Raw genomic sequence first — 15,698 nt, 5'->3', positions numbered from 1 at the left:
ATTTCCTAAATCCAAATGGGTAGAAGGTCCTAAAATGAAGATGCAGCTTTTAAAGGAATCTATAAAATGTTTACTTTATTCATGAAAGCGGTTATATTATTATAAAGTTGCAAATCGAATGATAATCACTTTCATCTTGGAGGAAAACATGGGGGCAGAGATCATCAAGAATCTAGGTACAAGTGAATATGTGATGTGGATTTATTTGAAGGAGCGAAATTTTATTCTGCCGTCTTTAGAAGAAATGACCAATCATTTCGGCAGACATCCCCGAACCATAAGATGTTGGCTAAATAAACTAAAGCAACACGGGTATATATAAAGAGGCATGTACGGATATACTCAATAGACTGTACATAGGAATGTTGTGATTCAATCTGGCAATCTATCAAATGTGGAAATATATTACGAAATTATCATCGGGATTAGGAGATAGGTGGGCTCCAAGCCATCAGCGCTTCACATGCACTAGAATCTTCCGATGATGCTCAGGTGTGGAGACTTAAATAAATCATCCGGGGATTGAACGATCTGGTCACTTAGCTGAATGCCAATACTCTGATAGGCAGCAGCTATAAGGGTGGAACAAATAAAGGCTTTATCTTGATCCGCATCGGGGGGGAGCTTTCGCTGGTATCGATTGAATAACTGCAGAACTTCACCAAAATCGTAGGGACTGCCTACTTGATCTTCAGCAAATTTAATAATACTATCTGATTGCTCATCAGTTAAGCTTTCCAATCTAAGGACCAGCCCATGCCCTTGATATTCTTTTAATTCCCCATAGGTAACCCCGGAGAATGGCTCAGCCTCAATGATTTCGCCTGTTTCTGGATTGCTGACTAATACAGCGTGGCTATATGGAGAGTTCGTTAGCAACTGAATACCCACGGACAGGGGATGGGTTCGATGAATCAGGATAATATCAGCTCTCTTAAGTGGAACCGTCATATTTATCATCAACTCCATTCTATCAATTTTTAGTATAGGGTATGCTGATTGAAAGGAACTGGATAGTGAGATAGTATGAAAAAGGACATCTTTGCGATGTCCCTTCCAAATTTCCACTATTTTTCTATTCATTTGGATCCCATACTCAAATTGATATCGCTGATGAGTATTTTAATGATTCTTCTACTATAAGTAAGCCTCCTTCACCTGTTTGTTCCTCAGGAGCTTCCTTGCCTCATCGGAAAGGATAATTTCACCGGTTTGAATTACATAGCCGCGATGGGCCAATTGCAATGCCTGATTCGCATTTTGTTCGACTAGCAAGATGGTCATGCCTTCTTTGTTCAGCTCTTGAATAATATCAAAGATTTGCTGGACCAAAATCGGCGCCAGTCCCATCGAAGGTTCATCCAGCATCAAAATTTTCGGTTTGGACATCAGTCCTCGAGCTATGGCCAGCATCTGCTGCTCGCCGCCACTCAACGTGCCGCCTTTTTGGTTGATCCTTTCTTTCAATCTCGGAAAATACTGAAAGGACCGTTCCATCCCTTCCTTTATCCATTTCTTATCGCTAATCCCAAATGCGCCCATTTCCAGATTTTCTTTTACTGTTAGTCTCGGAAAGATTCTTCTTCCCTCCGGTACATGCGCGATCCCGTATCCGGCTGCAACATGCGGATCAACATTTTTCATATTTCTCCCTTCGTACTCAATATTTCCTTGCTGAATGGAGACTTGCCCGCAAATTGATTTCAATGTGGTCGATTTTCCAGCACCGTTCGAACCAATCAAAGTCACGACTTCCCCCGGATTGACTTCCATGCTAATGCCCTTGAGTGCATGAATTCCACCATAGAACACATGGATATCGTTCAGTTTCAATAAGGCCATATGCTCCCCCTCCCTTGACGGCAGAAAATAAACGTATTATGGTTTTCAGTCATTCTCCCTGATTGTCCGCATTTGCAGCCCCTTTGCCTAAATAGGCTTCAATGACTTGCGGGTGATTGCGGATCTCATCCACTTTGCCTTCAGCAATTTTTACGCCATAGTCCAAGACAAGGATATGTTCTGCAATTTCCATCACCAATTTCATATCGTGCTCAATTAGGATAATGGTCAGATCCAGGTCCTCCCTCATCTTGCGAATAAATGCCGTCAACTCGCTTGTCTCCCGGGGATTCATCCCGGCAGCCGGTTCATCCAACAGCAGGATCTTCGGTTGGGTGGCTAATGCGCGGGCTATTTCCAGGCGCCTCTGTGCCCCGTAAGGCAAGTTTTGCGCGGTTTCATTAAGCGACGAAGCAAGTCCTACATATTCAAGCAGTCTGTATGCCTCGGCCTGGACTTCCATTTCCTCCCCGCGTACGGAAGGCAAATGGCACAGTATGCCGAAAAGATTTGCTTTAAGCCGAACATGCATGGCAGCCATGACATTTTCCATAACCGTCATATTGCCGTATAAACGAATATTTTGAAACGTGCGGGCTATCCCTAGTGCCGCAATCCGGTCGGGCCTCAAGCCGATCAATGATTTATCCTTAAGCTTTACGCTGCCTTCGTCAGGAATATAGATTCCGGTAATCATATTGAAGAAAGTTGTTTTTCCCGCTCCATTCGGACCGATGACAGCTGAAATGCTGCCTTTTTTCACTTCCAGGTCCACCCCGCCCACTGCGACCAGCTCACCGAATCGCTTGGTAAGACCGCACACCTTCAGAATGGTTCCTGATCCTTGGGTAAGAGCAATGGGTCTATTTACTTTTTTCCCCTTTGCATTTAAGCCCGCAGCTTCCCGCAGCTTCTGTTCATCCCATGTCCGATTCCTGGCCGGTATCAAGCCATTAGGTCGGTATAAAGTGAACCCAATCAGAATGATCCCAAAAATGAACCTTTGCATTTTAGCGGGAGCCAAAGCGTCAGGGACATGAATAATCCCTTGCAGGCTGAGCTGATTCAACCAGTTCGTCAGCTCCGTCAAGATCTGGAGATTTAATACCGTTACCACGCCAGCACCTAAAACAACTCCCGGGACACTTCCCATCCCGCCCATAAGGACCATGACAAGAATGGTAATGGACTCGAGCAGAGTAAAACTGGTAGGATCGATAAACGTCTGCTTAGCTGCAAAGACGACCCCCATCATCCCAGAGAAAGAAGCTCCAATTGCAAAGGCCATGAGTTTGGTGCCAATCAGCGGGATTCCCATTGCCTGAGCGGCGATTTCATTTTCCCTCACCGCTTTCATCGCCCTTCCGAATCGGGAATGCTCCACTTGCTTCACACCGAACAGGACAATGGCCAAAATGGCTAATACGATAAAATAAAATTGATTCGGATATAAAAATGATATCCCCAATATTTCCGGGGGGGTTATGGAGGACAATCCCATGGCACCATTAGTTATGTTCACCGGCTTATCCAGATTGTTGAATACAATCCGAATAATTTCTCCAAATCCGAGTGTGACAATGGCCAGATAGTCGCCTTTCACTCTTAGGACGGGCAACCCCAAAATGACCCCGAATAAGGCGGCTACAAAACATCCTAATAGGATAAATACCCAAAAACTTTCTCCCGAAACCGGATAAGTACCGAAAGGCATAAATTCAGAAGCCTGTCCGGTGGCGAAAATGCCGTACGTATAGGCCCCAAGAGCAAAAAAGGCTACAAACCCTAAATCCAATAGACCGGCAAAACCCACCACAATATTCAATCCGAGAGCCATGGCAATGTAGATGCCGACTTGGGAAGCCACTTCCATAAACGATTGATAGGCTGGACCGCCGCTGGCCGAGAGAGGCAAGACAAGGACCAGAACAATGGCACCAACGATCCATTTCACTAGGTTGCTTAGGTTCGAATAATACAGGAGAAGCAAGGAAAGCAAGAGTAATAAAAAAGCTAAAATCGATTTTTGTGCTAAATATAGGCTAGATGCCGTAACAAGGATGTAGATTGCCAGCCAAACCAATTGAACCATGCGATTATGCCTGAGAAGCGTGAGCCACCTTTCCATATCCATACCTACACCTTCTCTTTGATAGCCTTGCCGAACAGGCCTTCAGGTTTAAAAATCAGGACGATAATCAGAATGACAAAGGCAAAGACGTCCTTATATTCGGCTCCGAATGAACCGTTTGTGATGATACCCAGGTTTGCAGCGGCAAACATCTCCAGGATACCCAGCATGATCCCGCCGAACATGGCGCCGCGAATATTGCCGATGCCGCCAAGCACAGCGGCAGTGAACGCTTTTAAGCCCAATATGAAGCCGATATAGGGGTCAATGGTTCCATACTGCTGAGCGAAGAGAACTCCTGTAGCCCCGCCTAAAGCGGAACCGATAAAAAAGGTAAGGGTGATTACTTTGTTGACATTTACGCTCATGAGGGCTGCTGTCTCCTGATCCTGAGCGACAGCCCGCATGGCCATCCCCCACTTTGTCCGATTGACAAAAAAATCGAGCCCGACCATCATGACGACAGCACACAGGAGCAGGATGATCGTTGTGGATTTAAGATGGACTGCACCCCAGCTGATTTGCGAGTTATACAATGTGGGTCCTGTTACAATATAGCTGCCTCGTATCCACTCCGAGATGAAGCGGACCAGATCTTGCAATAAAAAAGACACACCTATCGCTGAAATGAAGGGGATCAATCGAGGCAGCTTTCGAAGCGGACGATAGGCTACCCGTTCTATGACAATTCCCATGACGCCCGTGCAAAACGATACAGAAATAAGCACAAGGACAAGCGTCAGCCACACGGGCCAAGCTCCAAGCAACGCCCATGAATCTGCCAATAATAGGACCGCTGTTCCGAGAAAGGCACCTGTCATGAAAATCTCTCCGTGTGCGAAATTGATCAGTTCCAAAATACCGTACACCATGGTATATCCGAGGGCAACAATGGCATAAATTGCCCCAAGGGTAAGTCCATCGAGCAATACTTGCGGCAATGTTTGCAAAATATGCTCCATCATATCCCTCGCTTTACTCGAAGTTTGATGTAAAAGAAAAAGGTACGGCCCTTGAGCTCATACCTTTTTCTCCTCATCGGGACCTTATTTGCGAACTTCCCCTACTTGCGTACCTGGATATGCTTGCTGTTCAAACTTAAAAATATATACGGTGGCAAAGTTGTTATCTCCCTTACTGTCAAAGCCGACCTTCGTGACCAAGCCTTGATAATCCTGAGTCGCCCGAACGGCATCGCGAACCTGCTCCCTTGTCGGCATCTTCCCGCCATTCGCCTTGATCGCACTTTCCACCGCGTTCAGCATGACTCCCATCGCATCGTACCCGTAAGCGGAATAAGACTCGACGTTCTTGCCAAATTTCGCATTGTAATTTTCGGCGAATTGCTTTCCGGCTTCAATCTTCGATACATCCGCCGCTACCGATGTATAATAGGTATTCGCCACCTTGTCGCCGGCAATCTCCACGAGGGTAGAGGAATCGATACCGTCCCCCCCCATAAACGGTACGCTAATGCCTTTCTCCCGGGCCTGCTTAATGAGCAAACCGCCTTCTCCATACAATCCTCCAAAGTAGATCACATCCGGCTTTTTGGCTAAAACTTGGTTCAATACCCCGTTAAAATCCTTTTCCCCGACCGTAATGCCTTCGTAGCCGACAATTTCCGCACCTAAGCTTTCAGCGGCACCTTTAAACGCATCCGCCAGACCTTGCCCGTAGGCCGTCTTATCTTGGATAACAAAAATTTTCTTTGCATTAAGTTCATTCACAGCAAAGTCAGCGCCTGCAGGACCTTGGAAATCGTCGCGGGCCACGATTCGGTTGACTGCTTTCAGGTTACGGTCGGTAAGATCTGTTGCTGTGCTTGCTGGTGTAATCATGGCTACATTATATTTTTCATATGTTTCAGAGGAAGGAATGGATACTCCAGAGTTCAAGTGGCCGATAACACCGAGAATCGCGGTATCTGCCCCAACCAATTGAGCATTGGCCACGCCCTTCTTAGGATCGGCTTGATCATCCAGAGGAACCAATTCCAGCTTATAGCCCAATTGTTCAAATTTTGACTGATTTTCCTCCAGTTTGAGTTGAGCTCCTAGCTTAATGGCATCTCCCAGCGTTGCGACACTGCCGGACAGCGGGCTGGCTGTAGCGATTTTAATCGTTGTCCCTCCGCCTTCTGTAGAACCGTTCGGACTAGACGGAGAAGATGGTTGTCCACCCTGTGAACCGCCGCCGCATGCGCTGAGCACCATCCCCAGTGAAAGTACCAGAGAAGCGGCCAAATATAATCGTTTCTTCATCATAAACGCCCCCTTCAAATTCTTTTTTAGTTTTATATCCTACTTATATTTGAGGACTTGTGTAAATATTCCTAATACTCATCCAACTATTTGCTCAGAGGCATCATAGTTTTCTATTCTACTTTAAATAAGCGCCCAGCAAATGGGTAAGCTAATAGCTAGACATTGGGAAGGCTTTCCGAATGGGGGTGCATGATGGAAATCGATAAAGATACTCTGATAAAAGAGTTGGCTGAATTTCAAAGAGCGATGATTACTAAGCAAGAGGTCAATGAAATCATGGTCCGACATCTTCTTTCTCAAGGCTATTCTGAAGAAGAAATACGGGACAATTAAGTGTAAGAACAAGCAAAACCACCGATTTAATTATCGGTGGTTTTGTTTTTCACATTTCCGTTGAAGACAAGGACTCTACTATGAAGCCAACGACCTTATCTAGGTAAATTGTCGGATTTTCCTCGAAAGAGCCTACATGAACATCTCCCGGCGTCTTCCAAAGCTCTGCCTTCCCCTGCTGAGACACTTCTAGGATTTCCAACGAATTCTGGATTGGTACCTTGGGATCCCCTTCGGAATGAATTAAGAGGAATGGGGTATTCTTCATGCTTTTTACTGCTTCCATGGGGTTCACTCCATCAGGAGTCACTCCTGTGATCCATTCGATCTGCCACATCATGATCGGAGTAAACGGAAAATCGGGCAGCTTGCTCCAAACCGATAGGTTCTCCTCCAAATAAGGACGCAGCGCCCGGAAGGGAGAATCGGCAACAACCACCCGGATATCGGCGGTTTCTGATGCAGAAACTAATGCGGTTGACCCACCCATCGAGTACCCAATGACTCCGATGGCTTTATATCCCATTTGTTTTGCGTAGGCAACAGCAGATAACAGATCGCTTTTTTCATAGTAACCAACTGTGGTTAGGCTTCCCTCCGATTCACCCGAGTTCCTGAAATCAAAGAAGAGGGAAGCGATCCCCTTTTCATGGAGGGCTTTGGCCGTTGGCAAAGCCGCTTCTTCATGCGAACGATGCTTAGCGTAACCATGTGCAAAAATGATGAGTCTTTCTTTATCCTGCGCAGGGATATGCCAGCCTTTTAACAAAGTGCCATCGCTTGTGTTGGCGAATTCGATTTCCTCATAACCCAATTGGTATGCATCAGGCTTTCTTTCAATCGGGATCCTAGCAGGATGGGTTAAACTCCATCCTACATAGTATGTCATTGCCAATAAACCAAGGCATAGAAGAGCGATAAAGGAAATGCCCCACTTCCACGCTCTATCTTTTTTTAGATTTTTAATTACGAGATCCATGCTCATCCGCAACCTTTCCAAGAACTTGTATCTTCTGTCTAACTCGCACAAGGTTCATTTCTACAAGCTATTGGAAAATTCCTTTTCGGATGGACTGGTAGACTAGTGTTTTCAATTCTGCCAGTGTAAAGCGGAAGCGACCCTATTCTAAAGGTTCGCTTTTTTGCTTCCAAGTGTTTATCAAAGTCATTTCAAAATTTCCCCAACCCTTACCTAATCTCTTTCCGAAACTCGGACGGCGTCTGGCCGACCGTTCTTTTGAAGGAATGGCTAAAATAAGATGTATCATGATAGCCAAGGCGATCGGCGATTTCCGAGATTCGCAAGGAAGTGGTAGTGAGCAGCTTTTGCGCTTCTTCCATGCGCAGCTTTAGGACAAAATCTATAAAATTAATTTGGGTTTGCTGTTTGAATAAATGACTTAAGTAGCTGGGATTCAGGTGAACAGCTGCAGCGGTGTCTTGAAGAGTGACTTCGCCGGGCATATTTTTCTTGATGTAAGCAATCACATGCTCAATCGTCGATCGCTCGCTCCCATTTTCAGATTCTTCTTTATGCATGGAGGACTGGTTCTCCGCTTGCTTTTTCCTCGATTCTATTCCATCCTTTATGCCGCTCAAGCATCTCGCCATGTCTTCTACCATCACGGGTTTCAATAGATAGTCCCGCACTCCGAGCCGAATGGCCTTCTGCGCATATTGGAATTCGTCATGTCCACTAACTATGATCATTTCCATAGGCATATTTGCTTCCTGAATCGAATGAACAAGCTGCAAGCCATCCATCACCGGCATGCGGACATCGGTGATCACAACGTCCGCTCGATGCTCCTTTAGCCAATCCAGCGCTTCCAATCCATGCGTAGCTTCATGGATGACTTGAAAAGGGAGCTCGGTGCGTTCGACTATTTTCTTTAGGGAGGTTCTTACCCATCTCTCATCATCTACGATTAATATAGAATGCATATTTATGCTCCTTTCCTAATGGGATTTTTCACTAAAGGGAGTCGAAGGCAGACCTGGGTTCCCTTCTGGTGCTCACTGTCAATCCATAGTCCATATCCCGGACCAAAAAGGTATTCGATCCTTCTGTGCACATTCACCACGCCGATTTGCGAGCCTCCCATTGAAATGTCACGGTGCGCTAGATCATGATGGATGGAATATAGAAGGCTCTGCTCCATTCCCGGACCGTTATCCTCAATCTGGATGACATAGGCTTTCTCGGATTCCTGATAAGCTCGGATGTGGATACAAGTCTGTCCGGAGCTTGGATCGACCCCATGATGAATACAGTTCTCAATAATCGGTTGTAGAGAAAACTTAGGAATCTTGTAATCGAGCATCCAGTCCGGCATATCGATTTCATAGGCTAAACGCTCTTCAAAACGATACTTTTGAATTTGCAAGTAAAGCCTGCAAACCTCCAATTCATCCCGGACGGAAAGAGTCGGGGATGATTCCTTGAGATTGTAGCGCAGCAAGCGTGACAGGGAGGAGCTAATTTCCGCAATGTCGTCCATGTCTTTCTCGAGGGCCATTCCACGCATCGTTTCCAGGGCATTATATAAAAAGTGCGGGCTGATCTGGGACTGCAGGACGCGAAGCTCCATTTCTTTTTGCCTCAGATTCGTCTCGGTTTCCTTCAGTTTCGAATAATAGATTTCATCCAGTAATTGAGTGAGTCGATCAACCATGTTGTTGAACCCTTGAGACAAGGCTCCTATTTCGTCCCGAGATTCGACGATGACTTTATCCGAGAAATCCCCTTTTTCTACTTTCTTAACAAATTGTTGAAGCCGTTTGATCGGGCGGATAATGCTTGTAGCGAAGTTAGCCCCCAGCAGATAAGCGACACTAAGCGTGATCAGGGTCACCCATAGGATGTTATTTCTAATGTTATGACTTCCCTGAGTAATTTCTCGATACGGGATTAAGGTTAACATGGTCCATCCTAAATCGTCAGAACGGCTGAAGGTAAGCAGCTCCTTGTTCTCCCTTTCTACGGAAAACGACCCGCTTCGCTCGGACAACATCTCATCGGTAGATTCAAACCGGGCTTTTTTCCCCAAATACTCCAAATCCGGATGATACACATAATGCCCCTTGGCATCCAAGATGCTCATGTAACCCGTGCGACCTACGGTTACCATGTTGGCAATTTCCCGGATTTTCTTGAAGTTCACATCAATGATGATCATCCCTACCGGTTTGAGCGTTCTTGGGCTAATCAAGCGTCTGGCAATGGAAATGACCGGTTCTGTGCGATCGTGCAGCTTGATTTTCCGACTAATCAACATCGATTGCCCATTTTGCGGAACATCCTGATACCAATATTCCTCTATCAGCTCGGCTGCCGAGCTATGAGATTTTAGTCCGAAGGTATCGATAATTTGCCTATTATCTAAAATGACCGTGATCCCCGCAATGTCTCGACGGGAAAAAGCTTCATTATAAAGAATTTGTTCAATGGATTTGCGAATTCCGCTTTGTTCAATTTCCTCTACATTATTCATGATCATCAATCTCTGGATATCACGGTGGTTCACGATCTTAAAGGCTGAAATCTCAAAATCGAGCATATAGTATTCCAAATGGGTTTTCACCTGTTCGATGATTTGCCAGCTGGAACGCTGGGCTTCCTCCTCAAGCACTTCCGAGGACTGTTCATAAGAAACATAGGCGACGATCAGCATAGGAATGACGACAAGAAGTCCGGAATAGACCAGCATCCTCAACGTGAGAGAGGAGTCCCTGAGCAACAGATACCGAAAAAGAATCAGGATTCCTTTAAACCATATTTTCAATATTTACACCCGCTTGTCCTGAAGATGGCAAAGAGGCTCAAAAGCGAGCCTCTTCGTCTCCTTACTTTTTAGCCTTTTCAATCGCATCCAATACGGGACCGAATTCCGGACGGTATTTTTCAATCACTGGCTTAACCGCTTCTTGCCAAGGCTTTAATTCTTCTACTTTCGTAATGACGGAACCGGCTGCTGCTACTTTTTCCTCTGATTCTTTTTCATACTTATTCCACTGTTCGATTTGATAATCAACAGATTCGATCGCAGCATCCTTTAAGATCTCTTGATCTTCAGGAGATAGCTTACTCCAAGTTGATGTACTCACCAGCAGCACCTCAGGTACACGCTGATGCTGATCGACTAAGTAGTTCTTGGCTACTTCATAATGCTTAGACGAATAATAGCTAGGGTAGTTGTTCTCAGCTCCATCAATCACGCCTGTTTGAATCGCGCTAAATACTTCTCCGTATGGCATAGGCGTCGCATTAGCCCCTAAAGCTTCCATAATATCCACATTGACTTGGTTCTGAATAACGCGGATCTTCTTTCCCTTTAGATCTTCGAGCTTGGTGACAGGCTCCTTCGTATAGAAGCTTCGGGCACCCGGATCATAATACGTGAGCCCTTTCATTTTTGAAGATTCTAGGCTATCCAGCAGTTTCTCCCCATCTTCGCCTTTCAGGAAATTCCACATATGATCTTGGCTGTCAAAAATGTAGGGTAAACTGAAAACCCCGTAGTCTTTATTAAAGCCGGCCAACGCTCCGCTGCTTACCCGGGTAAACTCGATAGCCCCTAATTGCACTTGTTCGATGACCGCTTTTTCTTCTCCTAATTGAGCCGATGGGAATACATCGATCTTGATTCTCCCGCCCGACTTCTCATTCACCAATTCAGCAAACTTCTTATCCCCTAAGGTGGTAGGATAATCCGGCGGATGGGTTTCGGCTAAGCGGAAGGAATAGCTTGGCTTGCTCGAATCCGCTGGCGCATCCCCCGTCGCCGCTGGTTGTGTAGTTTCCTGATTTCCTCCGCATGCAACTAAGGTACCCGCGATTAAAAAGGTAGAAAGAATGCCTGCAGCCCATTTAGAATATTTTTTCATCTTCTTGACCCCCTTGTTCCTATTTGATTTCTAATCAAAGTATAAATGAAACCGCTTTTATATTTAATTAAATAATTTTATATTTTTTTGTGTTTTTTTAAGTTTTTTTATTATCTGCATAATGCATGCCTGGTTATTTACCCATCATTTGCGGCAGCCATAATGCAATTTCCGGAATGTACGTGATTAGAAAGAGGACAGCCACCTTAGCGAAGAAAAACGGCATGAGCGCTCGGCTTGCTTTTCCGACTGGCACTTTACCAATCGCGCATCCGACAAACAGAACAGTGCCAACAGGCGGAGTTAAAAGTCCAATTCCCAGATTTAAGATCATCACGATGCCGAAGTGAACCGGGTCCATGCCTAAAGCGGTAACCACCGGATAAAGGATAGGCGTCATGATCAGGATGAGCGGAGCCATGTCCATCGGAGCCCCAAGAATCAGGAGCAAAATATTAATCATGAACAAGATGATATAAGGATTATCCGTGAATCCTAAGAACAGATCCGTAACCATCGAAGGAATTTTGAGGTACGCAAGAATCCAGCCAAAAGCATCCGAAGCTGCAATCAGGAATAGCACCATGCAGATGGTTCTAAAGGTTTTCTTTAGGATGATAAAGGTATGAGATAAAGGAACATCCTTATAGACAAAGAACGTGAGGATATAGGCGTAAAGACAAGCTATCGCTCCAGCTTCCGTAGCGGTAAACCATCCGCTAAAAATCCCCCCAAGAATAATGACCCCTGTCATCATCGATAAGAAGCCCTCTTTGACAATTCGCGGCACTTCCTTAAGAGGAATCGGATCTCCCTTCGGATAGTTGCGCTTTCTAGCAATAATATAGGCTGTTGTCATTAGGGCGGCAAGGAGGATCAAACAAGGAATGACTCCCGCCATAAACAAGGCTGATACCGACACTCCGCCAGCGGCAAGGGAATAAAGGATCATATTATGGCTAGGTGGCATGACCACCCCTTGAATGGCTGCCGCTGAAGTGAGCCCGACCGTAAATTCCGGATCGTAATTGCGCTTCTTCATGGCAGGAATCAGCACGGAACCCACTGAGGAAGCATCCGCAGCAGCGGAACCGGAAATATTTCCGAAGAACATACAGGCTACGCAGGTGACAAGGCCTAACCCTCCTCGTACCGCTCCCACAAACAGCTGAGCTAAGTTGATGAGCCTCGTCGCAAGGCCCCCCTCACTCATAATCTGCCCGGCCAAGATAAAGAAAGGTATCGCCAACAGGCTATAGGAATCCAATCCTTTGATCATCCGTTGACCCACGACAACCCATGGGATGTCCAAGTAAATGACGGTCAATAAGGTAGATCCGGCAATGGTAATGGCAACGGGAAAACGAAATAGCATCATGAGAACAAAACTGGAGACTAAAATAATCGTAGCAATGGTTGTCGTCATCTGGGAAGCTCCTCCTCTAATCCTTCGTGTCGTTTGGTTTCAATTCCAAGAATGGTCAGTATGCTGTAAACGCAGATCATTAGTCCTGTAATCGGCATCACAATGTAATAAAGACTATTCGTCAAGCCGGTTGCAGGCAATGTATTCGGAAATTGGTCTACCGTAAAATTCCATCCATTGATGACCAAAAACGCACCGAAACCTAGGATGCAAAAAGCAATGAACTTATCCCAAAATCGGTTAAACCTGTCACTGAAAAGGTTTGTTAAAGAATCCATGGCAATATGGAGTTTCTCTCTAAACCCAATCGCAATGCCCATAAAGGAGCACCAAACCATCAATAATAAAGTTACTTCCTCTGACCAAAAGAAAACGAAATTGAATAGTTTTCGAGTAAACACTTGGATGATGACAATGATCGTCATTCCTGCTAGTGCGAACAAGGCGAAATTTTCAAAGAAAGAATCCACCCTCAAAGCCCATTTTTTTAGCGTTTTCAATTGTCCTCCCCCCCATTCCTTAGGATGTTTTCTTATCTCTATTGTAAGTGGTTTCAACGAGAGTGGTAACGCTACCGTTTTTAGAATTATTTGTAGTTTTTTTAGGTCTTTTATTACCCGCCTACACCCCAGAATACGACATGTAATCCTCATCCGCTAACCACAATACTGTCCCCAATAGGTCATCGGGAGAACCAAATCTATTCGGGCACTTTTCTTTCATATTCACCCCCCTATTTCAAAAGTTTTAGTAAGTAAAATCCTCTCTTTGCGGGGTAAAAACATCTAAAATGATGGATTTGTCTTCTAAGGCAATAACCCCATGAGGAATATCAGAAGGCACATAGATGCTATCTCCGGTTTTTACGACTTGTAAATTACCATTTAAATTAAATTCAAAGCTCCCCCGCACAATGTAGCTAATCTGCTCATGGGGATGCGAATGGATAGCGCCTATGGCGCCCTTTTCAAACGTGACCTCCGTCATCATGAGTCCTCCGCCTCGGCTTAGCAGCTTTCGTTTTACTCCGTCTCCCGCTTCAACGGGTACAACAGCGATTCCTTGAACAAACATGCTTAATTCACTCCGATCGTTGTTTTTGTTTTCATCACCATACCATTTTAAACAATATCTTTTTTGAACAGAATTTGATTTCTTTGTGTAAAAGATTAATTTTTTTATATTAAGAAAATACGGTAGGCCGAACTCCTATCCAAGCATCTTTTTTTCTTTACCAAATAACCTTACGGTAGTATACTTTTTCTGGAAGAAGGGTTGCCTCCATACACACATGGGCAATTTAGGAAAGGGGTACTTATGTTTCGGATTATGTTGTTTTATATCCCGATGGGCACTTCATCGCTTTTAGCCGCATTGACCCACGTTATCATTAATGGGGTATTAGCACGTTCAGCGCAGCCCGATGTGACGATCAGCAGCTATGCCGTTGCGGTAAGTTTAGCCTTTCTTATCGACTTGCCCGTCAACGTGATCCGGCAAACCTCCAGCAAATACTCTCGGGATCAGATCTCTTTTCGATCAGTTGCCCATTTGGCTAGTATCGTATCCGGTGTTCTTGTTTTTCTTAGCGTGATGATTGGCTGGACTCCTATCGGCCAGATGCTGTTTCACTATATCTTCGGCGTAAAGGACCATCTCTTATTGCAGACGACTCAAGTCTTTCAAGTCCTTGCTTTTCTCTATATTTTCTCGGCCCTGCGAAGCCTGTTTCAAGGAGTGATCATTAATCAATTGCGCACTGGCTGGATGACCATAGGGATGGCCATACGCGTAATCGTCATGTTTATCATGTCTTGGTACTTCATTCAAATCGGCTGGACAAATGATGGCAGAGTGGGCGCATTGATCTTCATGACCGGAATTGCAATTGAATGCATTGTAGCCGTTTGTGAGGGGATGTCACTTAAGCGTCGTCTTCCGGAAACAAAAGAACAGCAAATGATTGAACAAACAAGACAGCTTCTTCCCTTCTATTTGCCATTGCTCTATTCTTCGATGGTTCTTGTACTATTGAATCCGTCCATCCAGGCGACCTTAAACAAAACCGAGAATCCAACTCTTGCCGTCGCTTCCTATGCTGTAGCGCTTCAGTTGTCCAATATGGTCATTTGGTTCTGCTCTTCCGTACATCAGATTGTTCTGCAGTTTTATGAATCGCAACCCAAACAGGTATTGCGTATTGTAGCTTTTTTATCCGTTCTTTCACCCGTTATTCTGTTAAGCATCTCTACCGATGTTTTTGGAGGATGGCTGTTGGAAGGCGTCCTTGGGTTGCATGGACCTCTCTTGCAAAACGTTCAATTGCTTTTGCTATTTTTAGCTGTACATAGCTTTTTGTTCCCCTGGATTGATTTTGTCGCTGGGAAATGTATGCTTCGCGGGCAAACCCGGGCAATTATGGCTAGCAAGATGATTTCCGTCGCTCTTTCAATCAGTTTACTGATCATCTTTTTATATTGGTCTCCATCATTGAATGGAGGTCTAGCAGGGTTAGTCGCCGCGATCGTGGCTCCCTTGGAATTAACCGTGATCTGCCTCTGGCTTCGCCGATTGGAAAAGAGGCAAGTACTCATGATGGGGGATGTCAAACAGATGGTACCGAAGTAGATTGATGTTTTCATCTGGCGATATAAAAAGAAGAGGGTGACTCATAAATGCCTGGCACTTATAAGTCACCTCCCTTTATAGACTTATTCCATACTGTTAGATAGAATAGAAGAAAGCCTCAAAAAGAAGGAACTTATCTAAATCTGTGATCCACCCGATCCCAGGAAAGCAGAGAGTCTATTTT

At 45.1% G+C, this 15,698-nt stretch carries 15 protein-coding genes and 1 pseudogene; 3 read left to right on the top strand and 13 right to left on the bottom strand.

Annotated elements, in window-relative coordinates:
- Positions 1-148 precede the first annotated feature (148 nt).
- Positions 149-322 carry a helix-turn-helix domain-containing protein gene (locus ABLT31_RS05930; protein ID WP_367749685.1) on the top strand — a complete coding sequence of 58 codons (174 nt, stop codon included), beginning with the start codon at positions 149-151 and terminating at the stop codon, positions 320-322.
- A gap of 146 nt (positions 323-468) precedes the next feature.
- Here ABLT31_RS05930 and ABLT31_RS05925 read toward each other — a convergent pair whose 3' ends face one another.
- From ABLT31_RS05925 to ABLT31_RS05900, 6 genes and pseudogenes are all read right to left on the bottom strand, one after another.
- Complete coding sequence (locus ABLT31_RS05925) at positions 469-951, bottom strand: YiiX/YebB-like N1pC/P60 family cysteine hydrolase (protein WP_367749683.1); 483 nt, start codon at positions 949-951, stop codon at positions 469-471.
- Between the two features lie 186 nt (positions 952-1,137).
- A complete protein-coding gene (locus ABLT31_RS05920) occupies positions 1,138-1,842 on the bottom strand; it encodes an ABC transporter ATP-binding protein (RefSeq protein WP_367749681.1) in 705 nt (234 codons plus the stop codon).
- Between the two features lie 49 nt (positions 1,843-1,891).
- A complete protein-coding gene (locus ABLT31_RS05915; protein ID WP_462976472.1) occupies positions 1,892-2,617 on the bottom strand; it encodes an ABC transporter ATP-binding protein in 726 nt (241 codons plus the stop codon).
- A 120-nt stretch (positions 2,618-2,737) separates the two neighbouring features.
- Positions 2,738-3,970, bottom strand: a pseudogene (locus tag ABLT31_RS05910) (branched-chain amino acid ABC transporter permease); the annotation flags it as partial.
- An 8-nt stretch (positions 3,971-3,978) separates the two neighbouring features.
- The gene (locus ABLT31_RS05905; RefSeq protein ID WP_367749679.1) at positions 3,979-4,938 is read right to left on the bottom strand and encodes a branched-chain amino acid ABC transporter permease; all 960 of its coding nucleotides are present in this window, start codon (positions 4,936-4,938) and stop codon (positions 3,979-3,981) included.
- An 81-nt stretch (positions 4,939-5,019) separates the two neighbouring features.
- Complete coding sequence (locus tag ABLT31_RS05900) at positions 5,020-6,240, bottom strand: branched-chain amino acid ABC transporter substrate-binding protein (protein WP_367749677.1); 1,221 nt, start codon at positions 6,238-6,240, stop codon at positions 5,020-5,022.
- Between the two features lie 192 nt (positions 6,241-6,432).
- Here ABLT31_RS05900 and ABLT31_RS05895 point away from each other — a divergent pair, with 192 nt between their 5' ends.
- Complete coding sequence (locus ABLT31_RS05895) at positions 6,433-6,573, top strand: hypothetical protein (RefSeq protein WP_367749675.1); 141 nt, start codon at positions 6,433-6,435, stop codon at positions 6,571-6,573.
- Between the two features lie 49 nt (positions 6,574-6,622).
- Here the strand turns inward: ABLT31_RS05895 and ABLT31_RS05890 are convergent, their stop codons facing one another.
- The 7 genes from ABLT31_RS05890 to ABLT31_RS05860 form a co-directional block, all read right to left on the bottom strand.
- Entirely contained in the window at positions 6,623-7,552 is a 930-nt protein-coding gene (locus ABLT31_RS05890; protein ID WP_367749673.1) for an alpha/beta hydrolase, read from the bottom strand.
- 209 nt (positions 7,553-7,761) lie between these two features.
- The gene (locus tag ABLT31_RS05885) at positions 7,762-8,517 is read right to left on the bottom strand and encodes a response regulator transcription factor (protein WP_367749671.1); all 756 of its coding nucleotides are present in this window, start codon (positions 8,515-8,517) and stop codon (positions 7,762-7,764) included.
- A gap of 2 nt (positions 8,518-8,519) precedes the next feature.
- Positions 8,520-10,358: a sensor histidine kinase gene (locus ABLT31_RS05880; protein WP_367749669.1), complete on the bottom strand. Its 1,839-nt coding sequence runs from the start codon at positions 10,356-10,358 to the stop codon at positions 8,520-8,522.
- A gap of 61 nt (positions 10,359-10,419) precedes the next feature.
- Positions 10,420-11,460, bottom strand: a complete 1,041-nt coding sequence (locus ABLT31_RS05875) for a TRAP transporter substrate-binding protein (protein ID WP_367749667.1) — start codon at positions 11,458-11,460, stop codon at positions 10,420-10,422.
- A 133-nt stretch (positions 11,461-11,593) separates the two neighbouring features.
- Positions 11,594-12,886, bottom strand: coding sequence for a TRAP transporter large permease (locus ABLT31_RS05870; protein ID WP_367749665.1), 1,293 nt, complete (start codon positions 12,884-12,886; stop codon positions 11,594-11,596).
- Positions 12,883-13,386, bottom strand: a complete 504-nt coding sequence (locus ABLT31_RS05865) for a TRAP transporter small permease (protein ID WP_367749663.1) — start codon at positions 13,384-13,386, stop codon at positions 12,883-12,885. The genes ABLT31_RS05870 and ABLT31_RS05865 overlap by 4 nt, the downstream gene beginning before the upstream one ends.
- A 247-nt stretch (positions 13,387-13,633) precedes the next feature.
- Complete coding sequence (locus tag ABLT31_RS05860) at positions 13,634-13,960, bottom strand: cupin domain-containing protein (RefSeq protein WP_367749661.1); 327 nt, start codon at positions 13,958-13,960, stop codon at positions 13,634-13,636.
- Between the two features lie 243 nt (positions 13,961-14,203).
- Between ABLT31_RS05860 and ABLT31_RS05855 the strand changes: the two genes are divergently transcribed.
- A complete protein-coding gene (locus tag ABLT31_RS05855; RefSeq protein WP_367749660.1) occupies positions 14,204-15,514 on the top strand; it encodes a hypothetical protein in 1,311 nt (436 codons plus the stop codon).
- The last annotated feature ends 184 nt before the right edge of the window (positions 15,515-15,698 follow it).

This window comes from Ammoniphilus soli, assembly GCF_040813775.1.
Note: the sequence above shows the minus strand (reverse complement) of the source record. Positions and strands in the feature narration are given on the sequence as shown.